29 protein-coding genes are annotated in these 22,496 nt (G+C 65.8%); 8 read left to right on the top strand and 21 right to left on the bottom strand.

All coding sequences use genetic code 11. The annotated features are described in order from the left end of the window. Positions 1-4: 4 nt before the first annotated feature. Genes B2J89_RS06825 through flgB form a run of 3 tightly spaced genes read right to left on the bottom strand, consistent with a single transcriptional unit; the run spans position 5 to position 1,464 of the window. The gene (locus B2J89_RS06825) at positions 5-673 is read right to left on the bottom strand and encodes a flagellar hook capping FlgD N-terminal domain-containing protein (protein WP_169168384.1); all 669 of its coding nucleotides are present in this window, start codon (positions 671-673) and stop codon (positions 5-7) included. A gap of 4 nt (positions 674-677) precedes the next feature. Next, positions 678-1,097, bottom strand: coding sequence for a flagellar basal body rod protein FlgC (flgC, locus tag B2J89_RS06820; RefSeq protein ID WP_169168383.1), 420 nt, complete (start codon positions 1,095-1,097; stop codon positions 678-680). Positions 1,098-1,101: 4 nt separating this feature from the next. Beyond that, entirely contained in the window at positions 1,102-1,464 is a 363-nt protein-coding gene (gene flgB, locus B2J89_RS06815; protein ID WP_169168382.1) for a flagellar basal body rod protein FlgB, read from the bottom strand. Positions 1,465-1,482: 18 nt separating this feature from the next. On the opposite strand from flgB, the gene flgA reads away from it, so the two are divergent. Further along, on the top strand, positions 1,483-2,232 hold the full coding sequence (gene flgA / locus B2J89_RS06810) for a flagellar basal body P-ring formation chaperone FlgA (protein WP_169168381.1): 750 nt from the start codon (positions 1,483-1,485) through the stop codon (positions 2,230-2,232). Here the strand turns inward: flgA and flgJ are convergent. The 17 genes from flgJ to B2J89_RS06725 all read right to left on the bottom strand — a co-directional run bounded on the left by flgJ (position 2,217) and on the right by B2J89_RS06725 (position 15,517). Continuing rightward, entirely contained in the window at positions 2,217-2,918 is a 702-nt protein-coding gene (flgJ, locus tag B2J89_RS06805; RefSeq protein ID WP_169168380.1) for a flagellar assembly peptidoglycan hydrolase FlgJ, read from the bottom strand. The genes flgA and flgJ overlap by 16 nt on opposite strands. Further along, positions 2,905-3,333, bottom strand: coding sequence for a flagellar protein FlgN (locus B2J89_RS06800; protein WP_169168379.1), 429 nt, complete (start codon positions 3,331-3,333; stop codon positions 2,905-2,907). The genes flgJ and B2J89_RS06800 overlap by 14 nt, the downstream gene beginning before the upstream one ends. After that, on the bottom strand, positions 3,330-3,611 hold the full coding sequence (gene flgM / locus B2J89_RS06795; RefSeq protein ID WP_169168378.1) for a flagellar biosynthesis anti-sigma factor FlgM: 282 nt from the start codon (positions 3,609-3,611) through the stop codon (positions 3,330-3,332). Before flgM ends, B2J89_RS06800 begins: the two co-directional genes overlap by 4 nt. Before the next feature lie 35 nt (positions 3,612-3,646). Then, positions 3,647-4,630, bottom strand: coding sequence for a flagellar motor protein MotB (locus tag B2J89_RS06790; RefSeq protein WP_169168377.1), 984 nt, complete (start codon positions 4,628-4,630; stop codon positions 3,647-3,649). After that, positions 4,627-5,535, bottom strand: coding sequence for a flagellar motor stator protein MotA (gene motA, locus B2J89_RS06785; RefSeq protein WP_169168376.1), 909 nt, complete (start codon positions 5,533-5,535; stop codon positions 4,627-4,629). The genes B2J89_RS06790 and motA overlap by 4 nt, the downstream gene beginning before the upstream one ends. 22 nt (positions 5,536-5,557) lie before the next feature. Next, a complete protein-coding gene (gene fliA / locus B2J89_RS06780; protein ID WP_169168375.1) occupies positions 5,558-6,274 on the bottom strand; it encodes a FliA/WhiG family RNA polymerase sigma factor in 717 nt (238 codons plus the stop codon). A gap of 2 nt (positions 6,275-6,276) precedes the next feature. After that, positions 6,277-6,738 carry a flagellar basal body-associated FliL family protein gene (locus B2J89_RS06775; protein ID WP_169168374.1) on the bottom strand — a complete coding sequence of 154 codons (462 nt, stop codon included), beginning with the start codon at positions 6,736-6,738 and terminating at the stop codon, positions 6,277-6,279. A gap of 6 nt (positions 6,739-6,744) precedes the next feature. Continuing rightward, the gene (locus B2J89_RS06770) at positions 6,745-7,863 is read right to left on the bottom strand and encodes a flagellar hook-length control protein FliK (RefSeq protein ID WP_169168373.1); all 1,119 of its coding nucleotides are present in this window, start codon (positions 7,861-7,863) and stop codon (positions 6,745-6,747) included. After that, positions 7,860-8,153 (bottom strand): hypothetical protein, encoded by a 294-nt coding sequence (locus tag B2J89_RS06765; protein ID WP_169168372.1) that lies wholly within the window; start codon positions 8,151-8,153, stop codon positions 7,860-7,862. Before B2J89_RS06765 ends, B2J89_RS06770 begins: the two co-directional genes overlap by 4 nt. Positions 8,154-8,163: 10 nt before the next feature. Continuing rightward, positions 8,164-8,550: a flagellar export chaperone FliS gene (gene fliS / locus B2J89_RS06760; protein ID WP_169168371.1), complete on the bottom strand. Its 387-nt coding sequence runs from the start codon at positions 8,548-8,550 to the stop codon at positions 8,164-8,166. Positions 8,551-8,581: 31 nt separating this feature from the next. Then, positions 8,582-9,952 (bottom strand): flagellar filament capping protein FliD, encoded by a 1,371-nt coding sequence (gene fliD, locus B2J89_RS06755; RefSeq protein ID WP_169168370.1) that lies wholly within the window; start codon positions 9,950-9,952, stop codon positions 8,582-8,584. 104 nt (positions 9,953-10,056) lie between these two features. After that, positions 10,057-10,491: a flagellar FliJ family protein gene (locus B2J89_RS06750; RefSeq protein WP_169168369.1), complete on the bottom strand. Its 435-nt coding sequence runs from the start codon at positions 10,489-10,491 to the stop codon at positions 10,057-10,059. Continuing rightward, the gene (fliI, locus tag B2J89_RS06745) at positions 10,488-11,798 is read right to left on the bottom strand and encodes a flagellar protein export ATPase FliI (RefSeq protein ID WP_169168368.1); all 1,311 of its coding nucleotides are present in this window, start codon (positions 11,796-11,798) and stop codon (positions 10,488-10,490) included. The genes B2J89_RS06750 and fliI overlap by 4 nt, the downstream gene beginning before the upstream one ends. Further along, on the bottom strand, positions 11,795-12,472 hold the full coding sequence (gene fliH, locus B2J89_RS06740) for a flagellar assembly protein FliH (RefSeq protein ID WP_169168367.1): 678 nt from the start codon (positions 12,470-12,472) through the stop codon (positions 11,795-11,797). Before fliH ends, fliI begins: the two co-directional genes overlap by 4 nt. Then, positions 12,469-13,500, bottom strand: a complete 1,032-nt coding sequence (locus B2J89_RS06735) for a FliG C-terminal domain-containing protein (RefSeq protein WP_169168366.1) — start codon at positions 13,498-13,500, stop codon at positions 12,469-12,471. Before B2J89_RS06735 ends, fliH begins: the two co-directional genes overlap by 4 nt. Then, positions 13,484-15,154, bottom strand: a complete 1,671-nt coding sequence (gene fliF / locus B2J89_RS06730) for a flagellar basal-body MS-ring/collar protein FliF (protein ID WP_169168365.1) — start codon at positions 15,152-15,154, stop codon at positions 13,484-13,486. Before fliF ends, B2J89_RS06735 begins: the two co-directional genes overlap by 17 nt. Before the next feature lie 21 nt (positions 15,155-15,175). Then, positions 15,176-15,517, bottom strand: coding sequence for a flagellar hook-basal body complex protein FliE (locus B2J89_RS06725; protein WP_169168364.1), 342 nt, complete (start codon positions 15,515-15,517; stop codon positions 15,176-15,178). Between the two features lie 411 nt (positions 15,518-15,928). On the opposite strand from B2J89_RS06725, the gene B2J89_RS06720 reads away from it, so the two are divergent. Continuing rightward, on the top strand, positions 15,929-17,053 hold the full coding sequence (locus tag B2J89_RS06720) for a hybrid sensor histidine kinase/response regulator (RefSeq protein WP_169168363.1): 1,125 nt from the start codon (positions 15,929-15,931) through the stop codon (positions 17,051-17,053). A gap of 11 nt (positions 17,054-17,064) precedes the next feature. Here B2J89_RS06720 and B2J89_RS06715 read toward each other — a convergent pair whose 3' ends face one another. Beyond that, on the bottom strand, positions 17,065-17,952 hold the full coding sequence (locus B2J89_RS06715; RefSeq protein ID WP_169168362.1) for a helix-turn-helix domain-containing protein: 888 nt from the start codon (positions 17,950-17,952) through the stop codon (positions 17,065-17,067). 267 nt (positions 17,953-18,219) lie between these two features. On the opposite strand from B2J89_RS06715, the gene B2J89_RS06710 reads away from it, so the two are divergent. Genes B2J89_RS06710 through flhB form a run of 6 tightly spaced genes read left to right on the top strand, consistent with a single transcriptional unit; the run spans position 18,220 to position 22,488 of the window. After that, the gene (locus B2J89_RS06710; RefSeq protein WP_169168361.1) at positions 18,220-19,089 is read left to right on the top strand and encodes a FliM/FliN family flagellar motor switch protein; all 870 of its coding nucleotides are present in this window, start codon (positions 18,220-18,222) and stop codon (positions 19,087-19,089) included. Positions 19,090-19,099: 10 nt separating this feature from the next. Continuing rightward, positions 19,100-19,468: a FliM/FliN family flagellar motor switch protein gene (locus B2J89_RS06705; RefSeq protein WP_371809044.1), complete on the top strand. Its 369-nt coding sequence runs from the start codon at positions 19,100-19,102 to the stop codon at positions 19,466-19,468. A gap of 11 nt (positions 19,469-19,479) precedes the next feature. After that, the gene (gene fliP / locus B2J89_RS06700) at positions 19,480-20,247 is read left to right on the top strand and encodes a flagellar type III secretion system pore protein FliP (RefSeq protein WP_240964760.1); all 768 of its coding nucleotides are present in this window, start codon (positions 19,480-19,482) and stop codon (positions 20,245-20,247) included. A 51-nt stretch (positions 20,248-20,298) separates the two neighbouring features. Further along, complete coding sequence (gene fliQ / locus B2J89_RS06695) at positions 20,299-20,571, top strand: flagellar biosynthesis protein FliQ (RefSeq protein ID WP_169168359.1); 273 nt, start codon at positions 20,299-20,301, stop codon at positions 20,569-20,571. A gap of 14 nt (positions 20,572-20,585) precedes the next feature. Further along, positions 20,586-21,362 (top strand): flagellar biosynthetic protein FliR, encoded by a 777-nt coding sequence (gene fliR / locus B2J89_RS06690; RefSeq protein WP_169168358.1) that lies wholly within the window; start codon positions 20,586-20,588, stop codon positions 21,360-21,362. Position 21,363: 1 nt separating this feature from the next. Continuing rightward, positions 21,364-22,488, top strand: coding sequence for a flagellar type III secretion system protein FlhB (gene flhB / locus B2J89_RS06685; RefSeq protein ID WP_169168357.1), 1,125 nt, complete (start codon positions 21,364-21,366; stop codon positions 22,486-22,488). Positions 22,489-22,496: the final 8 nt, after the last annotated feature.

The following is a 22,496-nucleotide window of genomic DNA, read 5'->3' as shown; positions in this document are numbered from 1 at the left end:
TTGTTCAGTGGCTGGTGGAGGAGGGCTGGCCGTTGAAGCCGGTGATCAGGCCGGGCTGCACCTGGCCCGCGCCGGAGACGCTCAGAAGAGGCATGCCCGAGCTGGACAGCCGCACGCTCGCCAGGGTGCCGGTGACATCCAGCGGGGGCGTTTCCTTGTTGTCGGCGACGATTTCCATGCGGTAGGTGCCCGGTGGCAGGCCCAGCTTGGCGGGGTCGATCGTGTAGTGCGCCGCGCCGGGGCTCAGCGTGCCCAGTTCGATGCGCTGGGTGCTGCCGTCGCCGGCAGTGAGAACCAGTGTGTTCTGTGCGCTGAGGTTCTCCAGCGTGAAGCCGATCTGGACGGGCTCCCCGGCCAGGGTCACCGTGTCGCTGCGCACCGTGATCTGCGAGCCGACCTGGGCACCGAGGGACAGCAGCTGCAGGCTGGACAGGATGGACGTGCTCGCCGCGCCCTGGTCGGTCAGCTTTTGCAGCGCCTCCATCTGGCTGAGCTGGGCCAGCTGGCCGACGAATTCGCTCGGATCCGTGGGCTCCAGCGGGTTCTGGTTCCTGATCTGGGCGACCAGCAGGGTGGTGAACAGGTTGGAGACGGATGCCGCCGAGCCCGCTGCATTGGCGATGCCTGTGTCGACGCCAGCGCTCTGGCCGCTGGTGGAGGAAGGGGTTTGCATGGGATCAGCCTTCGCCGAGTTTCAGGAGGGATTGCTGCATCGACTTGACGCGGCTGAGCACCTCCACATTGGTTTCAAAGGCGCGCGATGCCGACAGCATGTCGGTCATCTCGGCCACCGGGTTGACATTGGGGTAGAACACTTCGCCCTGGTCGTTGGCCAGCGGGTGGCCAGGCTCGTAGACCTTGCGCAGGGGCTCGGTGCTCTGGATCACGTCGAGCACCTGCACGCGCGCTCCGGGCAGCTGATCGCCGCTGGCCGCCCGGTTGATGGCCGAAAACACCGGTTTGCGCGCGCGGTAGGTGTCGGCTTCGTTGCCGGCCGCCGACTGTGCGTTGGCCAGGTTGCTGGAGATGGTGTTGAGGCGCACGGTCTGGGCCGTCATGGCCGAACCGGCAATCTCGGTGATCATTCGGAATGACATGGTCTTACTGTCCCGCGATGGCTTTGGCAAGGCCCTTGAGCTTCATGTTGGTGAAGGCCAGGCTGGTCTGGAAATCCGAGGCGTTCTGCGAAAAGACAGCCTGCTCCACGCCAAGCTCGACGGTGTTGCCGTCCTGGGAAGGGTGGTTGGGCACGCGGTACAGCAACTCCGCGTCGCCGGTGTCCAGCGCCAGGCTGTCATGGCTGTCGCGGGTGCGGCTGAGCGCCGCAGAGAAATTGATGTCGCGCGCCTGGTAGCCAGGGGTGCTTTCGTTGGCCAGGTTGGATGCAAGGACCTTGGTACGATCCGCGCGCAGCCTGAGCGCATCCTGGTGGATGCCCAGCGCCTTGTCGAAGTGAATTCCCATATCGTTCCTCTTCTCCTGATGTACACAAAAAACGTTCACGGCCGGTCGCTGTTGCGTGCCGCCTTCGTGGGGGCATTGCTCGGGGCGACGCTGTCGCAGGCGGCCAGCCCGGAACCTGCGGTCCAGGTCGAGGCGGCGGTGCGCCAGTTTCTGGCCGAGCAGGCCACGCTCAAGGGTTTGGTGGACCCCGCCTTCGAGCTGAGCTTCGTCAGCCGTGCCCCGGTGCCGGCGCCCTGCCCGCAGGCGGTCGCCGTCGACGCGATGGAGACGCGGTATCTCAGCCGCATGCGCTTCAGCGCCACTTGCCCTGGCCAGGCCGGCTGGCAGCGCGACTGGATCGTGCGTGCCGAGGTTTCGGCCATGGTGGTGGTGGCTGCGACCGACGTGCCCGCCAACCGCCCGCTGGCCGAGGCCGACCTGACGCAGGAGCGGCGCAAGCTCGCCGACATGGCCGACAGCCTGCCGGCGCTGGACGCCGCGATCGGCCAGGCCAGCGCGCGCGCGCTGCGCGCGGGGCAGGTGGTGCAGCCGCGCTTTCTAGCGCAGCCCGTGCTGGTCAAGCGTGGCGACAGCGTGCACATCGTGGCCCGCAGCGGGCCGGTCGAGGTCCAGGTGGCGGGCGAGGCGCTGGAGTCGGGGCGGCGCGGCGCCATCGTGCGGGTGCGCAACACCAGCACGGGCAAGATCATCCGTGCGCGTGTGCTGGACAGTGCGGTGGTGGAGCCTGAAAGCATGGCGGGTTCGTATTCCGGTCAGTCCAACGACTGAATCTGGCTCGCCACCCGACCCAGCTTGGCCGCGTAGGCCGGGTCCGTGGCGTAGCCGCCGCGCGCCAGCGCCTGGGCGAATGCCTGGGCATCGCTGCCGGTGTTCAGCGCGGCGCGGTAGCGCGGGCTGCTCTGGAGTAGGCGGGCGTAGTCGTCGAACGCGCTTGCATAGTCGGGGTAGCTGCGGAAACCTTCGGTTTTCTTGACGGCCACGCCGTCTTCGTATTCGGTCGTGAGCGCTTCGGCGCGCTCGCCTTGCCAGCCCGCCTGGGCCTTGAGGCCGAACAGGTTGTGGGTGGTGTGGCCCGAGGCATCGCGCAACTGCCGCTGCCCCCAGCCAGACTCCAGCGCCGCGTGGGCGGCCACCAGCTCGGTGGAGACGCCCAGGCTTTGCGCGGCTTGCCGGGCCCACGGCGCAATCGCCGCGAGAAAGGCCTGCGGGCTTTCACTGGAGACCGCATCGCCCAGCGCGGTACTGGGCTGCGCGCTGTTCAGGCGGTGGATCTGGGCTTCAGGCCGCAACGCCGGCCAAGCCTCGTCGGGCCAGCCGTGCTCGATCACCTGCTTGATGTCGGCGTGCACGCGCTGGAATGCGGCCGCGAAGTTGCCCGTGCCGCCCAGCGCTGGCTGCAAGGTGCTCCACGACGAGGCGGTGGTGCTGCCGAGCGCGATGTCAGGCCGCAGCATAAGTGTCCTCTTCCTTGCCTGTCAGCACGCGCTGCAGCAGGGCCTGCTGGTCGCTCATCAGGCGGCCGTTGCCGGCGTTGCGCTCCTTGCATTCGCGCACCAGGGACTCCAGGGTGCTCCAGCGCGCGGCGACGGCCTTGCGCGCTGGTACCGAGAGGCGCTCCAGCACGGCCGCCATGCTCGGCCGGGCATGCGTGGGCAGCAGGCGGGAGACCAGCACCACGCGCGCTTGCCGGCGCTTTTCCAGCCCATCGACCGCCGCCGTGATGGTGCGGGCCAGCACTTCGAGGCCCGCGCTGTCGTGGCGCAGGGCGGTGGCGAACTGTTCCTCCAGCAGGGCGTTCAAGGCGCGGTATTCCCGCACGTCGGCATCCATGTCGGCGAGCAATCGCTTCAGGACGGGCTGCAGGCTCATTCCCTCCCCCCGTGGTAGCGCGCGATCAGGCCGGCGAGCTTGGCCGCGTCAAACTTCACCTCCCCGCGCGCCAAGGCATCGCGCAGCGCGGCCACCTTGGCTTCATCGATTTCGGGCATGGCGCGCAGCGCCGCCTGGGCCGGCTGCAGCACGGTGGACTGGTGTTCGCTGGCTTCCGCGCGCAGTGCCGTCTGGGCCGGGTGCGCGGGCAGGGTTTCCTGGATGGGGGTGGTGGCAGTGGCGGGCAGTGCAGGCAGGCCTGTGCTGGTGATTTTCATGCGATAGCCTCGGGGTCTGGTTTCCATGGCAACGGTCAACGGAATTTTTTCAGGGTCTCGCGCATCGCCGTCAGTGCGTTGCGCTCGGGCAGGGCCGAGTCCACACCGGGCAGCAAGGGTGTGACGGTGCCCGGCACGCCGAACATGGCGGCAATGTTGCCGGCATGTTCGCTGGTGAGGATGAGCAGCTCGATGCGGCGGTTGATGTCCGCTGTGGAGTCATTGGCATCGAAGGGGGCGCGGTCTGCCATGCCCACGATCTGCAGCGTACTGGTGGCGGGCATACCGCCAGCCAGCAGGTGGTAGCGGGCGGACATGGCCCGGCTGTTCGACAGCGTCCAGTTGGAGGCGGCGCCGAAATCGCCGTCGGCATAGGGCAGGGAGTCGGTGTGCCCGACGATCAGCATCTGGTTTTCCATGCGGGCAAATACCGGCCCGATCTTGCGCAGCAGGCGGCGGAAGCGGTCGGTGGGAAAGGCGCTGCCGCGCTCGAACATGCCCAGCTTGGCGGTGTCGTGGAGCATGACGCGCAGCCCGTAGGGCGTGATGATGGTCTGCAGATTGCTGGCCAGGCCCGCATCGTCGCTGAGCTTGGCCAGGATCGCCGACAACTGCTGCAGGTCGGCCGGAGATTCGTAGCGTGTCTGCAAAGGGGCGGCCCCTGGTAGAGTGTCCTGGGCGTTCCCTGTGCCGTTGGTGAAGGCCTTGCGTGGCTGCAGGGTGTCGCCTTGCGCGGGTATGGGGTCGCGGGGAATCAGGCTGCCCCGGGCCGTGCTGAAGCTCTGGATCTTGTGGCCCGCGCCCTCGTCGAAAAGCTTGCCGCCGGTGGTGCGCAGCACTTCCTCGGTGTGCTCCGCGTTGCGCGCAGCGAGCACCCACAGCAACAGGAAAAGGCACATCAAGGCCAGGCAGAAGTCGGCGAAAGCGACCTTCCAGGCTCCGCCGTGCTCCTCATCGTCGTGCTTGCGCGAGACGCGCTTGACGATGGCCTGGTGCTGTTTTTCGCGCGCAGCGCTCACCGGGGGTCTCCCGCGCGGCGATTGGGCGTCCTGGGCGGCGCATCTTCGCCGGTCAGCGCGTTGATCCAGCCCTCAAGCAGGGCAAAGCTGGGCTTGAGGTTGAGCTGCACCAAGCGGCGGCCCGCGTCAATGGCCAGCAGCGGGGGCTTGCCGGAGACGTGGGTGACCAGCACGACCTTCACGCATTCGAGCGTGGACAGCTCCTGCTTGACCAGTTGCTTCATCACGTTGCTCAGCGGGTCCAGCACGCCGTAGCAAAAGAAGATGCCGATGAAGGTGCCGACCATCGCCGCGGCGACTTTCTCAGCGATTTCGGCGGAGCTGGCGCCATCACCGATGGTGTTCATCGCCATCACGATGCCCAGCACTGCGGCCAGGATGCCGAAGCCGGGCATGGCCTCGGCGATCTTGTGCAGCGACTTGGACGGCTGGTTCAGCTCCTCATGGATCGCCTCCAGCTCCTGTTCGAGCACGCCTTCGAGTTCGTGGGCATTGATCTTGCCCATGGCCATCAGGCGGAAGTTGTCGACGATGAAGTGCAGCAGCTTGGGTTCAGCCAGCACCAGCGGGTAGCGCTGGAACAGGGCACTTTGCTGCGGCGCCTCGACATGGGCGTCGAGTGCCTTCAGGCCGCCGGCGGCGGTTTGCAGCAGTTCGTACATCAGCAGCAGCAACTGGCGCTGGAACTCCTGGCTTTGCTTGCGCATGGTGACGGCCTTGCGCAGCTGCAGCACCATTTCATTGAGCACATGGCGCGGGTTGCCTAGCACGATGGCGCCCAGGGCGGCCCCAGAGATGATCAGCAGCTCGACCGGTTCCCAGATGACCCGCAGCTCGCCGCCACCCATCATGAAGCCTCCGAACACACAGCCAAGAACAATGGCTATACCGACGATTGGTTGCATTTTTGTTTTCCTGAAAGGGAGTTCACGCGTCTTGCAGGAAGGCTTTCATCTTCCGCAGAGCTCCCTTGTTGATCTGGCAGATGCGTGCGTCCGTGAGGCCCAGCACAGCGGAAATTTCCTTCAGGCTGAGATCGAATTCGTAATACATGTGGACCACACGTTGTTCACGCTCGTCCAGGGTGCCCAGCGCCTGCTCCAGGCTGCGCCGGCTCATGAGGGCAGCCTCCGGCGTGAGCGCGCTGGCGGGCACGTTGCTGAGTTCCTGCAGGATCTCGTCGAAGCTCACCAGCATCTCGGCGTTTTCCGCCAGGCGGTACTCCTGCAGTTCGGCCGCGTTGATACCCAGCTCTTTCATGATGTCGTTCTCGCTCGGCGTGCGGCCGAGTCGGCGCGTCAGCTCGCGCACCGCATCCCGCATGCGGTGGCTTTCCTGGCGCACGGCGCGCGGACGCCAGTCCTGGCGCCGCAGCTCATCGAGGATGGAGCCGCGGATGCGTATTGAGGCATAGGCACCGAACTTCTCATCGGGGGCGCCGCCATAGCGCCGCAAGGCGTCGAGCAGGCCCATCAGCCCGATCTGCTCCATGTCCTCGCGGTCCACGGCGCCGCCAATCTGGGACGTCAGCTGCCGCACGACCCGCTTGACCAACGGTGCGTAAGACAGCAGATGCCGTTGCTCATCTTCGGCGCTGCAGGCGGCGGCACCGTGAACTTCGGCGTAACCCGTGTGCATGTCCATGTTTATTCGATGATCAGCTTGCCGATCAGGGCTTCAACAAACGGCTGCTCGCGGTTCTCGTTTTGGTAGCTGGCCTGGTAGGCGGCATTGATCTCCGCTGCCAACTGCGCCACGGTCATGTGGGAGGCTTTCTCCAGCGGATAGGTCGACAACGCCATCACGGCCACGCTGCGCAGCAGGGGCAGATGCTCTTTGACCGTGCGCTCCTTTTCAGCCACCGTCTTGAAGACCAAATCGACGGCCAGGTAGTGCGATAGGGGATCGCCGGCCTGGCTGCGCAGCATCACGATGACCTTGTCGAGGCTGACGTACTTGTATTCCTGCTTGTCGAAGGTCGGCTTGGCCTCTACCGCAGGGGCCGCCGTGGCCTGGCGCTGGAACCACCACCAAGCGCCGCCGCCGCCAGCAGCCGCCGTGAGTAGGCTCACTAGGGCGAGGACCATGAGTTGCCGTGACTTTTTCATCGTGGATCAATAAGGGGGTGAATGGAGGGCGAAGCGCGCCGGAGCCTGGTCGCTTTCTGCTTCCGCAAGGGCTTGCCCAGGCGCGTTCTGCTCCGGGGCGCTGTCTTTCTGGCGCTCCCGCCCGTCGCTGTCTCGGGCACCGTGGGAGATCACGACCATGACCTCGCCTGTCTGGCGACCCATCAGGTCCTGGCGCAGGCCATCGCTGATGGCCTGCAGTTGACGGACGACTTCGCTGCTGGAGGCGCTCAGGTGCACCTGGATGCCGGCGCTGTCGCGCCGGATGGTGATTTCCAACTGGCCGTGCATCGGTGGGTCGAGGCGGATGACGGCGTGCTCGCTGCCGCGTTTGACATGCCAGCCGATGCGCTCGCCGAGGGTTTCAAGCAAGGCCTGTGGCGTCCGCGTGTCCGTACGGGGCGTGGCGTTGGCCGAGACGGCGGTGGCGGGTATGTCACTTGCATCGGACTGAGCAGGGTCGGGCGCCACGCGAGTTTCACGCAGCCATAGAGGCAGCGCCATGCTTTTTTCGCGCACGGCGGCGGCCTCGGGGCCGAGCGTGGCGCTGCCTGACCACAAGTCTTTGGCAGCGTTGACACGCGGGGCCTGGGGAGCGGCTGGCGCCTCCTGCGGAACAAGCGGAGCCTGGGAGAGTTGCGCAGGGCCGGACATCGCCTGGGGAACGGTGCGATTGGGAAGCGCACCTGCGGCCGCCGACTGCTCGGCGGTTGCCGTCGCGGCGGTCGTGGCCGGGTCCAATGGCCGCTGCAGGTTGGTAGGCAGTGCGACCACAGGCATGTTGGCGTCGGCCAGCTGGGCCATGGCGAGTGGCGCCATTGCGCCGGTGGGCAACTGCGCGGCCTCGGTCTCTTGCTCCTTGTCGAAGCCGTCGAAGGGCCGTGTGCCGGAAACGGGCACGACCGGCAGAGCGGCTTCGCTGCTGCTGCCAGGGGCGCTCGGCAGCCACAGTGCGGGATCGGCGGCGCGTTGCAGCGTTTCAAAAAAAAGGGCAGCACCGGCGGACGCGGGCGCCGCCGTGGCAAAGGCCTGCGCAGTGCCCGGCGCCGGTTCGAGCGGGGCCGCCGCGACAGCGAATGCAGGGGAGAGGGGCAGGGCGATGGTCATGCCGTGGCGTCGTTCAGGTCGCTGTTGAGGGCATAGGCCAGCCAGCCGTCCTTGTGGGTGCGCAGGTCCGAGAGGCGCTGCGCCAATTCGTCGCTGGCCGCGGCGCACTGGGCCCGCGCCTGCTGGTGCGCGCGCTCCAGGTTTTGCAGGCTTGCGCGTTCGGTGTCAGACAAGGCGCCGGCCTGGGCGGGCAGCTCCAGCCACGTTGCCAGGTCGCGGTCGGCTTGCTCCAGCGCCCGCCAGTTCTGTGCCGCTGCCGCAGCGCGCAACCGCTGTGTCAAGTTGGCCATCTGCCGTGCCTTAGCCATGGGCCACCTGCATGGCCTGCCAGCTGTTGCGGATGCTGGTGAGCAAGCCCACCACCTCGTCGATCATGCCGACCTCCAGGTCGAGCCCCGCCTTGTACAGGCGCCAGGCGCAGTATTCGTAGAGCCGCCCCAGGTTGGCTACCACTTCACCGCCGTTCTCGAAGTCGAGCGAACTCGACAGGCCGTTGAGGATGTTGACGCACTTGTCCAAGCCACGGGCTTTGAGTTCGTAGCGCTTGCCTTCGATGTGGGCGCGCGTGCGCGCCAATTCCTCCAGCAGGCCATCCATCAGGATCAGCACCAGCTGCACGGGCGAGGCATTGGCGGTTTGCGCGTTCAGATTGACGGCGTGGTAATTGCTGTAAACGTCGTAGTCCATGGGTGTGGGGGCGAAGTGGTGGGGGCAGGCCTCAACTGGTGCCGAAGTTGCCGAGGTTGCTGAGCAGACTCGACGTATCGTTCATGCGCGCCTGCAGCGACTGCAGTTGCGTGAACTGGGCGAGGTAGCGGTTGTAGGCCTGCGTGTACTGGTTATCCAGGCGCGTCTGGCGCGTGGCCAGCGTCTTTTGCTGCGCTTGCACGGAGTTCTGGCGTTGTTTGATTTGGCCCGAGGCACTGTCGGTCCAGCTTTTCACGATACTGTGGAATGCACCCAGGGCTCCACTCGAAGTGGTCAGGCCGGTGTTGCCGAACACCGCGTCCAGGCCCTCGGGATGCGCGGCCAGGGTTTTCTGCAGCTTGGCGTCGTTCAGCGAGAGCGTGCCGTTGCGGTCGGCGTTGATACCGAACTCGGCCAGGCTCAGGCCGCCGTAGCTTTGCCGCAGCGCGTTCGACATCCGGTTGCGCAGGGACAGCACGCCGGCATCTGATGCAAAGGCGGCGCGCTCGACGCCGTCCTTGCCATTGGCCGTGAGGTCGTCGAGTGTTTTCTTCAGCGTGTTGTAGGCATCGATGAATTTTTTCACGTTGGCGCTGGTGCCGCTGTCGTCGTTGCTGACGGTCAGGCTGATCGGGGCGTCCCCGCTTTGCATGGCCTTGGCGAGGGTGATGGTCACCCCATCGACGGCGGTCAGGGTGTTGGAGGCCTGTTGCAGCTTGATGCCCGCGTCTTTGTCGCCCAGCCAGACGATGGCGTCGCGTGCCGCGGACAGTTCTATGCTGGTGGTGAACGCGGTTTTGAGGTCGCTGTTGGGCAGGCCGCTGGTGTCCAGCGTGATACGGCTGTTGACACCGGTCTGGCCCGAAGACAGCACCAGCTGTGTCTTGCCGCCCACGGTCACGGTGGCGGCGGTGACATTGCCCTGGTTCTCGGTCGCCTGGTTGATGGCGCGGGCGATCTCGGCCTGCGAGATGGTGCCGTCGTTGTTCTGGTCCGCGGTGGCGATGTTGGCGGTGAAACTCCTGCCGTCGGCCAGCGTCACCACCAGGGGGCCGCCCAGCGAGACCGGCACGGCTGGCAGGTCTTCAAACGCCACCTGGTGGCGCGCAGCGACCTGCTCCACGAAAAAACTGTAGTTGCCTGGTTGGGCGGTTGCTGTGGCGGTGACCGTGCCAATGGCGGGGTTGCTGAGGGTGGCGCCGCGCTGCACCACGCTCTTGCTCGCGCTGCCCGAGAGGCTGTTGAGCGCCGTGTCGAACGCGCTGAGCGCGGACTGGAGCTTGGTCAGCGCCGTCGACGCCGCCTGGGCGCTCTTGGTCTGCGACGTGATCAGGCTCTGTGCAGCCGAGGTGTACATGGTCGCCAACTGGCTGGCCATGGTGCTGGGGGTGATGTCTGCCATGTCAGGGTCCTTTCAAAGGGGTTGAAGAAGAACGGTCTGACGGAAAGGCGACCGAAATCGGCCGCCACTGAAATGGCGCCCAAGCAGGGGTTGAAAAAGCCGTGTCATGCGGACCTCCGGTGCCACACCAGCGAGGCCATTTCGTCCTGGCGCTTTTGCTCTTGCGCGGCCTGTGTCCGCTGCAGGGCCTGCCGCTGGCGCGTGAGCAGCTGGTCCACGGCCTCGCGCTGGCGCGCAGCCTCCACCAGGGCGCGGCGGGACAGCGCCAGGTCCGCGTCGTGCAAGGCCAGGTCGACGCGGTGCGTGTCGGCCAACTGCATAACGGTTTGCTTGTAGTTGGCGTTATTGAGTGAAAAAACGGCCATCGATGCGCCGCTGGGGCCGGCGTTGCGGCACAGGCTGTCGAGCTGCTCCAGATTGCGCTGGTAGCGCTCGCGCACGCTCTGCTTGTCGGCGACCTCGGCCAGCTGTCGGTCCACCGCGCGCTGGCGCAGCTCCACGAGCCGGGCCAGGTTGCCAAGGCTGTGCCCGTTCGTCATGCCATCAGGCCCTCAAGCTGGGTCAGCGTCGGCGCCATGGGGGCGGCCTCGTTGGTGCCCTGGTGCAGAAAAGCCTCGATGCGTGGGTACAGGGCCACGGCACGGTCGGTCGTGGGGTCGGCCCCCGCGACATAAGCGCCCAGGGGCAGCATGTCGCGCACCTGCAGGTAGCGCGACACCATTTCCTTGAGGTTGCGCGCTGCGCGCAGGTGCCCTGCGCTGGCCACCTGCGCCATGCAGCGGCTGATGGAGGCGGTGATATCGATGGCTGGGTAGTGGCCGCGTTCAGCCAGTTCGCGCGACAGGACGATGTGGCCGTCCAGAATCGCGCGCGCGGTGTCGACCACCGGGTCTTGCTGGTCGTCGCCCTCGGCCAGCACGGTGTAGATCGCGCTCATGCTGCCATGTTCGTGCTCGCCATTGCCCGCGCTTTCCACCAGCTGCGGCAGCAGGCTGAACACGGACGGCGGGTAGCCGCGCGTGGCGGGGGGCTCGCCCAATGCCAACGCGACCTCGCGCTTGGCCATGGCATAGCGCGTGAGCGAATCCACCAGCAGCAGCACATGCTTGCCCTGGTCGCGGTAGTGCGCGGCGATCGAGTGGCACAGCTCGGTGGCCCGCAGGCGCATCAGAGGCGACTCGTCGGCCGGCGCGATCACGACCACGGCCCGTGCCAGGCCGGCGGCGCCCAGCGAGCGTTCGATGAACTCGCGCACCTCGCGGCTGCGCTCGCCGATCAGGCCGACCACGACCACGTCGGCCTCGGTCTGGCGTGTGATCAGTCCCAGCAGCACGCTTTTCCCCACGCCGCTGCCGGCCATTAGGCCCACGCGCTGGCCCTTGCCCAGGGTCAGCATGCCGTTGATGGCGCGCACCCCGACATCCAGCATGTCGCGCACGGGCTGCTTGCGCAGTGGATGCACGCGTGGGGGGTGGGGGGGCAGCGCATGCTCGCCGCTCAGGCGGCCGAGGCCATCCAGGGGCTCGCCCAGGCCGTTGACGATGCGCCCCAGCCACGACGGACCAATCATGAGGTCGCCCCGCTCCGAGGCGGGCAGCACACGGGCGCCCGTGGACAGGCCTTCGGTCTTCTTGAAAGGCATGAGGTAGGAGATGTCTTCCCGAAAACCCACGACCTGGGCCTCGATCCATCCGCCGGCAGCGGTCTCGATGTGGCAGCGCTGGCCCGTGTGCAGCGCGCAGCCCGCGCTCTCGAGCAGCAGGCCCGAGGCGCCCACCAAACGCCCCGTGGGCGTGGCCACGGGAACGGCGCCCAGTTCAAGTCGGCGCAGTGCGGCGGCGATCACGGCGCCTCCTCGGGCATGGGCTCGATCAGCTGGGCGCTGATCTGCTCCATGACGGCCGCCTGCCGCTGGCGGCAACCGGCATCGGCTTCATGGTTGCCGGCATGGACGTGGCATTCCCCCGGCTCCAGTCGGGGGTCGGGGTGCAGCCTCCAGCGCTGGGCGCTTTCGGGGTGAAGTTCCTGGATGCGTTGGCACTCCTCAGGGTTGAGGCGGATCTCGACCGCATCGTCGCTCACGCGGGGCAGGGTGGCCAGGGTTTCGTCCACCATGGCCAGCAGCTGCTGCGGCTGCAGAGCGAGTTCGCAGCGGATGACCTGGCGCGCCACCTTGGCCACCAGCTCCACCACTTCCTTGCGCATGGCCGCCTGGTAATCGGCTTGCAGGCTGTTGACTTGCTGCAGCGCCGCCTCCAGCGGTTGAGACAGGTTGGCGAACAGGGCCAGGGCCTCTCGGCGGCTCTGCTCTTGCCCCTGGCGCAGGCCTTCGCGGCGGCCTTCGGCGATGCCTTCGCCGTGGCCGTCCTGGCGTCCGGCCTGCAGACCCTGCTCATAGCCTTTCGCCATGCCTTCTTGAAAGCCGTCCGCGACCGACGCAGCGTCTCCGCCTCGCACGGCGTGGGGGCGTGCCAGCAGCTGGGCCAGCGGAGGAAACCGGTGCAGGCGCGGATTCTTCATTCGACGACGGTTTCGGCAAACAGCTGGATCTGGATTTCGCCTGCATCGGCCAGGACCTTGACCTGGGCCATGATTTCCTTGCGTGACTGATCCACGCGGCTGAGGGGCACCGGGCCGGCGCGGCGCAACAGGTCCTCGAAGCTTTGGGCCTGGCGCCGCGGCATGGCGCGCAGGATCGCATTGCGCACGCTGGGTTCAGCCCCTTTGAGCGCCATGGCCCATTGTTCGAGCGGAACCTCGTCGAGGATGCGGGTCAGCACCTCTTCGGTCTGGTTCGACAGCATGAAGAAGTCATACATGCTGACTTCGATTTCGGACACCACCTGCGGGTCGTGCGCGCGCAGCAGCTCCACCATCTGACGCTTGTCGCCGGTCAGGCGGTTGATGATCTCTGCCACCTGGCGCGTGCCTTCGACCATGGCGCTTTGCGTGCCAAGCTCATCGAGGCAGCGGGCCACGATCTCCTCCAGCTCGAGCAGCAGCTCGCTTTCGATCTCCTGCAGGCGCGCCATGTTCAACAGCACCAGGTCGCGGCTCGCCTCTGGCAGGGCTTCGATGACCATGCTGGCCTGGGTCGGTGGGAGGAACGCCAGGAAGACTGCCTGCATGCGCACGTGCTCATGCGCGATGCGGTCGGCCAGCCATTTGGGCGAAGCCCATTGCAGCCGGGCCATCTTGGGCCGGATGGCGTCGCCGTAGATGCTGTTGAGTACGTTGCCGGCGATGTCCGATCCCAGTGCGAGATCGAGGGAGCGCTTGAGGTAGGAGCGCGAAGCGCCGTGCACGCCGCTTTGCTCGCGGTAGTCCTCGAAGAAGCGCTGCATGGAGGTTTTCACGGCATCGACCTTGATGCCGCTCAGCCGCGACATGACCTGCGTCACCTCCAGCAGCTCCTCGCGGGACAGGCAGCGCAGGACGGCCGCCGCAGGCTCTTCGCCCATGCACAGCAGCACGATGGCCGCTTGCTCCACAAGGCTGCTGGTCTTGGCTTCCCCTCCGGAGGGGAGCGCATCATTCAGGTCGGCCATGCTTTTGTACCCATTGTTTGACCACCTCGGCAACGCGCTCGGGCTCTTTGCTGGCCAGTACGCGCAGGTGATTGACCATCACATCGACGGGAGAACCGGGAGGGGGCAGGTCGTAGTCTTCCAGCAGCGGCACCACAGGCATCGCGTTGGGGGAGATGGCGGGTGTGCTGTGCTCGGCGCCAGAGGCGCTTTGAGCGCTCTTGCCTGCCAGGGATACCACTGGCGTGAGGGCCGGCCCGTTCGTGAGGAGGGGCGGGGTGCCGGCAGCCAGGCGCTTTTGCACGCTGCGCAGCAGCGGGCGCACGACCAGCAGGAAGCACAGCAGGGCGCCCACCAGATAGGCCAGGGGCGTGCCCATATCGATCAGGTTATCGCGCTGCTGCCACCAGACCGGCGGCTCGGGCCTGGCCCTGAAGGCCAGGGCCGAAACGGCCAGCCTGTCGCCGCGTTCGGCGTTGATGCCGAGACCGTTGGCCAGGATGTTTTCGATGTAGGCCAGGTCTTGCTTACTCCAGTCGGCAGCGCCCTTGGGCGCGGCGGCGCTGTTGAGTACCACCGACACATTGAGCTTGCTCAGGCGGCTGCGACTCCGCTTGATCTGCTTGATGCTGCGGTCGTACGCATACTGGCGCGTGGTGGCATTCTTGCGCGCCGTGTTGGCCTCGTTGGGGGGCGTGTCCGCTGGCGTGGCGTTGACGGGACGGTTGCTCAGCGAGCCGGGCACGCCGATGGCCGAGAGGGCGCGGTCCTGCTCGTCGCGCACGGCCTCTGCCGTGACCTTGGGGTCCGCCCCGAATTGCTCCAGCGTTTCTTCAATGCGGTCATCGTCGATCTCGGCGGTCACGGAGGCTTTGAAGTTGTCTTCGCCCAACACCGGCGTAAGCAGGTCGCGCAGGCTGCGCAGCGTGGCTTCTTGGTAGCGCTTGGCCGCCTCGTTGCCGTGCAGCGGCTCCGGGCCCTGGCTCAGGTCGATGTGGGCGGAGAGCAGGTTGCCGGCCTGGTCGACCAGGCTCACCCTCTGCGGGGTGAGGCTGGCCACGCTGCCGGCGACCAGGTTGACGATGGCGGCGATCTGCTCGGGCGCGAGCACGTGGCCGGGCTTGAGTGCAACCACCACCGATGCGGAGCTCTGGGTACCATCGCTGATGACGAACGAGGTCGACTTGGCGATTGACAGGTGGACGCGGGCGCTCTCCACCGCGTCCAGCGCAGCGATGCTTTGCGCCAACTCGCCTTCGAGGCCGCGGCGAAAGCGGATGTCCTGGACGAACTGGCTCACGCCCAAAGGATCGTTGCGGTCCATCAGCTCCAGCCCGGCCGGCAGCTTGGCCGTCACGCCCTTGGCAGCCAGCAGCATGCGCACCTTGCCGAGGCTTTTTTCAGGCACCAGCACCTGGCCGCTGTCGGGGTGCACGCGGTAGGGAATTCGTTCCGCTTCCAGCACTGACATCATGTCGGCGGTGGCGACCTTTTCGCGCGCGCCGAACAGCGGCTTATAGCCGGCCTGAGCGTTCCAGAGAAACATCAGCACCACGGCCGTCAGCCCCGCAGCCAGCAGCACCAGCGGAGCCAGATTCTTGAAGAATGCAGGTGGAAGTGCGGGCGCGCCATTGGCGCGCAGGCGCTCCCAGCCGGATTTCAGGGCAGCATTCACGCGTGTGACTTTCGCTCGGGCTTAGATCGGCAACTTGATGAGGTCTTCCATCGCCCCCATCACTTTGTTTCGCACCTGCATCAACATGGAGAAAGACAGGCTGGCCTCCTGGCTGGACAGCATGGCCCCGACCAGGTCGTCACTGGCGCCGCTGTCCACGGCCGCCATCCTTTCGGCCGCCAGATGGTCTTGCTGGTTGACGCCTCGCACCGCTTCCAACATGCGGTCGGCAAAACCGGCGCCGGCATGCCCGTGAGCACTCTCGCCTTGCGCTGGCGCGATCAAGGGCTTGGAGATGTCCGACAGGTAACCCTGGATCTGCAGCAGATCGGCGTTGATCAGTTGTCCGGTGACGGAACTCATGGGGCATTTCCTTGAGGCGCACAGAGCAACGACAGCACGCTGGGGCCTGTTTGTTGTCTGCATATGGTTGCAAATTGTTTATTATTGTAATGTTTGTTTTGCAAGTGCTGAGTTTTTTGCATCAAAGATATGTGTTTCGTTGTTTTGTGTCCTCTGGTGCTCTGTTTTGTAAAATTGGTTGCGTAAAAGTGGTGTCTGCCGCTTCTCTAGAATCAAGTCCTGCGTTGCCGGGTGCATGGAGGCGGACTGTGGAGTTTCTGGCATCACATGTTGCTATGTGCACGCGCCCGTCGCCAGACACAGCGCCTCACGGTATCTCCAGGGTGATCCACCCATTTAAGAAAGCGATAAATGGACTATGGAATTCATCCCGCCGCAGGTCTGGTGCTCGTTCTGGCGGCGGGGTGGATCATGCTGCTGGCAGTGCTGCAACTGCGTCGGGCGCGCCAGGCCTTGCTCCAGACCCAGCAGACCCTGGCGGAGCGCAACGAATTTCTGGGCATGATGGCCCATGAGATGCTCACTCCCTTGCAGACCATCATCAGTTCGGTGGAGTTGATCGAACTGGGTGGGAGGCTGCCTGCGGACGACCAGACGTTCCGGCGCCTGCGCCGTAGCGCGCAGCAATTGGAGGCGCAAATGAACGACACGGTCGAATTCGCGCGGCTGAGCGGTGGTCGCCTCAAAGTCTCGACAATGTTGTTCCAGCCGGACCTGATGATGCAGATCATCGCGGCCGAATACGAGGATGCCGCCCGCGAGCGCGGTGTGCGGCTGACGGTGCAGATCGAGCCCCAACCGTGTCCGCGCGTGATCACCGACCCGGCGCGCATGCGGCAGATCATCGCCAATCTGATCTCAAACGCCACCAAATACGCCAGTCCAGGGGAGGTCGTGTGCTCCCTGCAGGTTCAGGCGGCGCCGCCGCAGATCACCGTCGCCGTGATGGACCAGGGGCCGGGCTTCGACGCCAGCGTCGATGTCTGGGCGCCTTTCGTGCGCGCCAGCCAGGGACGCTCAGGCAGCGGCCTGGGGTTGGCGGTCGTGCGGCTGATGGCCGAGTTGCTGCATGGCACGGCGCGCGTGCTCAGCCGCCCCGGCGAAGGTTCGGTGTTCATCGTGCAGGTGCCAGTGGAAGTCGAAGTGCTGCAGGGGGCAATGGAGGTGGCTCCTTCCCCGGGGCGGCGGCGGATTCTTGTGGTCGATGACAACGACGATGTGCGCTTCAGCCTGCAGACCATGCTGCAGGCTCTGGGCGCGCTGGTGGATGTGGCCGACAGCGTAGCGCAGGCCGATCTCATGCTGGTGGCGGCCAGGTATGACGGCATCCTGCTCGACCTGCGCCTTCAGGATGGCAGCGGCTACCGTGTGGCGGAGCGCGCGCGCGCGCCCGGTGCGTTGAACCAGGCTACGCCCATCGTGGCGCTGTCGGCCTACCATGAGTCCGAGGCCGCAGGTGACGCCCTGTTCGCGGCCAAGTTCGAGAAACCGATCACCGTGGCGCGGCTGCGCTCCGCCTTGCAGACTTTCGGCTGAACTGCGCGTGATTAGCTGGTTTCGCCCAGCAGCTGTTTGACCTGCGAGATCAGCAGGGCCAAGCGGAAGGGCTTTTCAATGACCTGGACGCGGAGGGCCATGGCGATGCGGGCGATGTCGTCCTCGGCGGCGTTGCCGTTGGCGATGGCGCCGGTGGTCAGGATCAGCGGCGCCGAGGGCTGGGCCTTGCGTATCGTCTGCAGCACCGCGGCGGAAGTCTTGCCGTTGAGCCACCAGTCGACCACGTAGGCATCGAACGGCGCAACAGCCGATTCGTACGACAGTTCGGAGGCCGAAGAAAACACTTCGACCCGGAATCCCGCGCCCTCGAGCGCGTCTTTCAGGTTGGCGGCCAGGTCTGCCGCATCTTCCAGCACTGCAATGCGCGGTAACTGGCGTTGCGTGGGGATGACGGTCAATTGGTGGACACGGTGCCGCTGGCCCCCGCTTGCTTCCGCGTAGGGCTGCACCAGCCATTCAGCGCCTTGGAGCGTGGCCACCAGTTCACAGTGCTCGTGGCGTCCGAGTTCCGTGCCGATCAAGGCTTTGCAAGCCATGGTGCGCCCGCCAATGACGATGCTGGCTGGCTTTGCCTCGCCATTGCTTTGGTCTGCGTCGACCGGATGGCTGCTGAGCAAAAGGCTGACGTCCACCTGAAAATGCCGCGCCAGGCTTTGCAGGTCGGTCGCGGAAAACGCGCCGTCTTGGAATTTGCGGAAGGCGCCCGAGCGCGACAGTCCGAGGATTGTGGCCAGCTGCGAGGAATGCTTGTGCCGTGGCAGTCCCTGTTCGGCAAAGAAATCGTGCAGCCGCCGGGATATGAGACTGGTGGGCTGCGTCTCGGTGAGCTCGCTCCCTGTCGCTGGGTCTGGCGGCTCGGCGTAGTTTTTCTCAGGCATGGCGTAGTCACAAGTGGAATGGATGCTTAGCGACAAAAGTAACGTTTAGTTAAAAAAAGCGTTCAAAAAACTAGACGTTTTTGTGCCTGAGCGTAAAATGTTGCATCAAATGCACTCAAATACGATGCTCGGTGCCTGGCTGCCGTCTTCTTTCCCGATTCCTTGTTTTCTTGTCTCGATGCAAATCAATATAGCTCACACGCCCGATCGCTGTGCGAAGCGTTGCGAGAACCGCAATGTGTCCGGGCGCCACGGGCTTTGATCGATATGTCTCAGCCTTCCAAGGTGCTGTCCGCAGCGCACCCGGTGCTGGATCCCCGAACGCTGGGGCGCCCGGTGCACCTGCTGGCGGCTTTTGCCGACAAATTCGGCGCCGACCTGTCAGACCTCCTGCGCTTGGGCTTGAACCGGCGCTATGGCACGCAATTCACCGTGGGCAGGGTGCTGATCGTGCACGCCCCTGCCGCGATTGCGCCGCGCTGGAATGTGTATGGCTCGGCCACGGGGCGGATCGGTGTCGCGCTCGAGCGCAGCCTGGTGCTGCGCGTGCTGCATTGCCGCTACGGGCTGCGGGACGGGGAGGGCACCGACCCCGCCTCGGCCCCCATGACCGCCACCGAGGAACGGTTGGCGCAGAAGCTGGGCCTGCAGCTGGCGCTGGTGCTGGCGGTCCGCATCCGTGAGGGACTGAGCGCCTTGGTATCGGCGTCCGCCCACAGCGCTAGCGACGATATCGCCTGGCGCGCTGAAACCACCGATGCGGTGGGCGCCTGGACGCTCCAGGTGCGCATCGATGAGCCGCAGGTCGGACTGTGCTCGGAGCTGCAGTTCTCACTCGACTCCACCTGGATGGACCTGCTGCTTGGCCAACTCGCCGCCGCGCGCTCCGTGCCCCGGAGCGATCTGCGCAAGGAGCAGACGCAGCCGTTCGCGCAGTGCCTGCGGGTCCGGTTGGTGGCGCGATTGCTGCACCGGCGCATGGCGCTGGGCGAGGTGCTCGACCTGCGCCCGGGCGACATCATCCCTGTGAGCTTCCAGGCTGCCGACGTGCTGGTGAAGGACTCGCGCCTGTTCACCGCGACGGTGGCAGAGCACAAAGGCGGGCTGTGGCTCACCGCATTCAACGACACCCTCTAAAGCCATGGATATGAGCCAAGAAATCTCCGAATTCGACCCGGCCTTGCTGGACGACGACCTGACCGTGGAAGATGGCGCCTCCGTCCCGGTCCCAGTGGCTGCGTCCCGGCCACGCCGCGACCTCACGCAGATGTTGCGCAAAATTCCGGTCACACTGACCCTCGAAGTGGGCTCGGCGGACATTGCACTCGACCAACTGATGGCTCTGGAGCACGACAGCGTGGTGGAGCTCGACGCGGTGGCCGGTGCGCCGCTGGTGATCAAGGTCAACGGCACGGCCATCGGGCGCGCCGAGGTGGTGGTGTCGGGCGAAAACTATGGCCTGAAGGTGGTCGAGCTGGCCGACCTGGACCTGCTGTCGCTCGACGCGGCGAACTGAACCGTCGCACCATGACGTTACGACGAATGGGTGGCCATGCCGCCCTGGGGCTGGTCGCGCTCGTTCTGATGTTCGGGGTGAGCGAGTCGGCACTCGCCGCTGGCACCATTTCGCTTCTGGGCACCAACGCCAACGGCGCGCCAGCCGAATTCACGGTGAAGACCCAGATCCTGGTCATCATGACGCTGCTGGGGCTGCTGCCCGTGCTGATGCTCATGATGACCAGCTTCGTGCGCTTCGTGATCATCCTGTCTTTGCTGCGCCAGGCGCTGGGCCTGCAGCAGGGCCTGCCCAACCGCATCGTGACCGGGGTGGCGCTGATTCTCACGCTGTTGGTCATGCGCCCGGTCGGCGAGGAGATCTGGCACAAGGCTTTTGTACCTTACGACCAGGACAAAATCGGCCTGGAAGTGGCGCTGCAGAAGGCCGAGATCCCTCTGTCGCGTTTCATGCTGTCGCAGACCAGCAAGAGTGCCTTGCAGCAAATATCCACGTTGGCCGGTGAGGCGCCGGTGAGCGAACCGGGCCAGCATGCCTTCACCGTGAAGCTGGCCGCCTTCGTGCTCAGCGAACTCAAGACCGCCTTCCAGGTCGGCTGCATGCTGTTCATCCCCTTCATGGTGGTGGATCTGGTTGTCGCGTCCGTGCTCATGGCCATGGGCATGATGATGCTGTCGCCGCTGGTGATTTCCTTGCCGCTCAAGTTGCTGCTGTTCGTACTGGTCGATGGCTGGACGCTGACCGTGAACACCCTCATCACCAGTATCCGGGCCTATTGAGATGGCAGGCCTTTCTTCGCGCCTTCAAGCCCGCTGGGCTGCGCAGCGGCCATGCTGACGCCCGACATCGCCGTTGACCTGGTCAGCGAAAGCCTGCGCCTGGTCATGCTGCTGGTGGTGGTGCTGATCCTGCCGGGCCTGGTGGTGGGCCTGGTGGTGGGCATCTTCCAGGCGGCGACGCAGATCAACGAGCAGACGATGAGCTTTCTGCCGCGCCTGCTGGTGACGCTGCTGGCGGTGATCCTGGCCGGGCGCTGGATGGCGGGGCATCTGATGGATTTTTGCGTCCGCATCTTCGAGCGCGCCGCCACCCTGGTGGGCTAGCCCACCGGCACACCATGGACGCAGCCATTCCCGGCCTGTTGGCCCAGCTGTTGGCACTCTGGTGGCCGTTTTGCCGCGTCATGGCCATGCTCAGCGCCGCGCCCATCCTGGGCGACGGTGCGGTGCCCGTCACGGTGCGCGTGCTGCTGTCGCTGGTGCTGGCCGTGGTGCTGCTGCCGGTGGCCCGGCCGGTGGCGGCCATCGATCCGCTGTCCTTGCACGCCGTGGTCGCCACCATCGAGCAGGCGGCTATCGGCGGGCTGCTCGGGCTGGCGCTGCACTTCATGATGTCGGTGATCATGGTGCTGGGTTACATGGTGTCGTCGCAGATGGGCCTGTCGATGGCGGTCATGAACGACCCTTTGAGCGGCGTCTCTTCCGATGTGGTCTCCAGCCTGCTGTCCATCCTGGGCATGCTGGTGTTCTTCTCGATCGACGGCCACCTGCTGGTGACCCAGGTGCTGGGGGCGAGCTTTCAGCAATGGCCCGTGGGCTCGGGCATCAGCATGCCGGCGCTGCGCAGCGTGGCCTTCAATGTGGCCTGGGTGTTTTCGGCCGCCCTGCTGCTGGCTCTGCCGGTGATGCTGGCCACCCTGGTGGTGCAGATCGGCTTCGGGCTGCTGGCGCGCGTGGCGCCCACCCTCAACCTGTTTGCCCTCGGCTTCTCGGTGATCACGGTGTTCGGCGTGTTCATGCTGAGCCAGCTGGTCCGGTTCCTGCCGGAACACTATCTGCGCATCGCCACCCAGGTGCTCGACATGCTGCGCCTGACCATGCAGCAGAGGCCCTGAGATGTCGGGCTCTTCCACCGGCGACAAGAGCGAAAAGGCCTCGCAGCAGAAGCTGAAGAAGGCGCGCGAGCAGGGCCAGGTCGCCCGCTCGAAAGACCTGGTCACGGCCGTCGGCATCGTCGGCAGCCTGTACCTTCTCGTCTGGCTGATGCCGGGTTATCTGCAGGATTTCCGCCAGCTCTTCGCCTACGGCCTGGCCGATCTGGAGGGCGACGGCACCCTGGACAACGCCTGGTCGGTGCTGTTCCTGGCGGCGGCGCTGCTGTTGGTCAAGATGGTGCTGCCACTGTTGGTGATGCCGGTGCTGCTGGTACTGTCCTCGATGGTGCCGGGGGGCTGGGTGCTGTCGTCAGAAAACCTGATGCCCAAGCTCAACCGGCTCAGCCCCATGAGCAACCTGGGGCGCATGTTCAAGGGCAAGCACCTGGTGAGCGTGCTCACTTCCATCTTCAAGGCCCTGCTGCTGGGCAGCGTGCTCTGGTACCTGTGCAGCCGCAGCGCGCAAGACTACCTGCGGCTGCAGGGGCTGTCGCTTGGGCAGGCCATCGATACGGGCGCCGGCATGGTGCTGTCGGGCGTGCTGTCCATGGCCATGGTGTTCGTGCTGTTCGGCCTGATCGACCTGCCGGTGCAAGTGTTCTTCTTTTTGCGTGGCCAGCGCATGAGCAAGCAAGACCTCAAGGAAGAACACAAGGGCAACGAGGGCCGCCCCGAAGTCAAGAACCGCATCCGCCAGCTGCAGCGCCAGCTCTCGCGGCGCAGCGTGCGCAGCGCGGTGCCCACGGCCGACGTGGTGATCGTCAACCCCGAGCACTACGCCGTCGCGCTCAAGTACGACGAGCAGCGCGCCCAGGCGCCCTACGTGGTGGCCAAGGGGGTGGACGAAATGGCCCTGTACATCCGCGAGATTGCGCGCGAGCACCAGGTCGAGGTGGTCTCCATGCCGCCGCTGGCCCGCGCCATCTACAACACCAGCCAGGTGCAGCAGCAGATCCCAATCCCGCTGTACAACGCCGTGGCGCTGGTTCTCAACTATGTGCTGCAGCTCAAGGCCTTCCAGACCGGCCAGCGGCCCAGCGAGCCACGGTTGCCTGCCGACCTGGCCGTTCCCTCCCACCTGACTTAAGCCGTTCC

This window comes from Acidovorax sp. SRB_24 (assembly GCF_012931925.1).
The sequence above is the reverse complement of the archived record's forward strand: the minus strand, read 5'-3'. Positions and strand labels throughout refer to the sequence as shown.

Excerpts from the sequence above, each read along its gene's own strand:
- fliD (WP_169168370.1), bottom strand. The coding sequence starts at position 9,952 with ATGGCAGACATCACCCCCAGCACCATGGCCAGCCAGTTGGCGACCATG.
- fliS (WP_169168371.1), bottom strand. The coding sequence starts at position 8,550 with ATGGACTACGACGTTTACAGCAATTACCACGCCGTCAATCTGAACGCG.
- fliA (WP_169168375.1), bottom strand. The coding sequence starts at position 6,274 with ATGGACATGCACACGGGTTACGCCGAAGTTCACGGTGCCGCCGCCTGC.
- fliR (WP_169168358.1), top strand. The coding sequence starts at position 20,586 with ATGGACGCAGCCATTCCCGGCCTGTTGGCCCAGCTGTTGGCACTCTGG.
- B2J89_RS06750 (WP_169168369.1), bottom strand. The coding sequence starts at position 10,491 with ATGACGAACGGGCACAGCCTTGGCAACCTGGCCCGGCTCGTGGAGCTG.
- fliQ (WP_169168359.1), top strand. The coding sequence starts at position 20,299 with ATGCTGACGCCCGACATCGCCGTTGACCTGGTCAGCGAAAGCCTGCGC.
- flgB (WP_169168382.1), bottom strand. The coding sequence starts at position 1,464 with ATGGGAATTCACTTCGACAAGGCGCTGGGCATCCACCAGGATGCGCTC.
- flhB (WP_169168357.1), top strand. The coding sequence starts at position 21,364 with ATGTCGGGCTCTTCCACCGGCGACAAGAGCGAAAAGGCCTCGCAGCAG.
- fliH (WP_169168367.1), bottom strand. The coding sequence starts at position 12,472 with ATGAAGAATCCGCGCCTGCACCGGTTTCCTCCGCTGGCCCAGCTGCTG.
- B2J89_RS06715 (WP_169168362.1), bottom strand. The coding sequence starts at position 17,952 with ATGCCTGAGAAAAACTACGCCGAGCCGCCAGACCCAGCGACAGGGAGC.
- flgM (WP_169168378.1), bottom strand. The coding sequence starts at position 3,611 with ATGAAAATCACCAGCACAGGCCTGCCTGCACTGCCCGCCACTGCCACC.
- B2J89_RS06705 (WP_371809044.1), top strand. The coding sequence starts at position 19,100 with ATGAGCCAAGAAATCTCCGAATTCGACCCGGCCTTGCTGGACGACGAC.
- B2J89_RS06735 (WP_169168366.1), bottom strand. The coding sequence starts at position 13,500 with ATGGCCGACCTGAATGATGCGCTCCCCTCCGGAGGGGAAGCCAAGACC.
- B2J89_RS06770 (WP_169168373.1), bottom strand. The coding sequence starts at position 7,863 with ATGACCATCGCCCTGCCCCTCTCCCCTGCATTCGCTGTCGCGGCGGCC.
- B2J89_RS06765 (WP_169168372.1), bottom strand. The coding sequence starts at position 8,153 with ATGGCCAACTTGACACAGCGGTTGCGCGCTGCGGCAGCGGCACAGAAC.
- B2J89_RS06800 (WP_169168379.1), bottom strand. The coding sequence starts at position 3,333 with ATGAGCCTGCAGCCCGTCCTGAAGCGATTGCTCGCCGACATGGATGCC.
- flgC (WP_169168383.1), bottom strand. The coding sequence starts at position 1,097 with ATGTCATTCCGAATGATCACCGAGATTGCCGGTTCGGCCATGACGGCC.
- flgJ (WP_169168380.1), bottom strand. The coding sequence starts at position 2,918 with ATGCTGCGGCCTGACATCGCGCTCGGCAGCACCACCGCCTCGTCGTGG.
- flgA (WP_169168381.1), top strand. The coding sequence starts at position 1,483 with ATGTACACAAAAAACGTTCACGGCCGGTCGCTGTTGCGTGCCGCCTTC.
- B2J89_RS06725 (WP_169168364.1), bottom strand. The coding sequence starts at position 15,517 with ATGAGTTCCGTCACCGGACAACTGATCAACGCCGATCTGCTGCAGATC.
- B2J89_RS06710 (WP_169168361.1), top strand. The coding sequence starts at position 18,220 with ATGTCTCAGCCTTCCAAGGTGCTGTCCGCAGCGCACCCGGTGCTGGAT.
- fliP (WP_240964760.1), top strand. The coding sequence starts at position 19,480 with ATGACGTTACGACGAATGGGTGGCCATGCCGCCCTGGGGCTGGTCGCG.
- motA (WP_169168376.1), bottom strand. The coding sequence starts at position 5,535 with ATGCAACCAATCGTCGGTATAGCCATTGTTCTTGGCTGTGTGTTCGGA.
- B2J89_RS06825 (WP_169168384.1), bottom strand. The coding sequence starts at position 673 with ATGCAAACCCCTTCCTCCACCAGCGGCCAGAGCGCTGGCGTCGACACA.
- B2J89_RS06720 (WP_169168363.1), top strand. The coding sequence starts at position 15,929 with ATGCTGCTGGCAGTGCTGCAACTGCGTCGGGCGCGCCAGGCCTTGCTC.
- B2J89_RS06775 (WP_169168374.1), bottom strand. The coding sequence starts at position 6,738 with ATGAAAAAGTCACGGCAACTCATGGTCCTCGCCCTAGTGAGCCTACTC.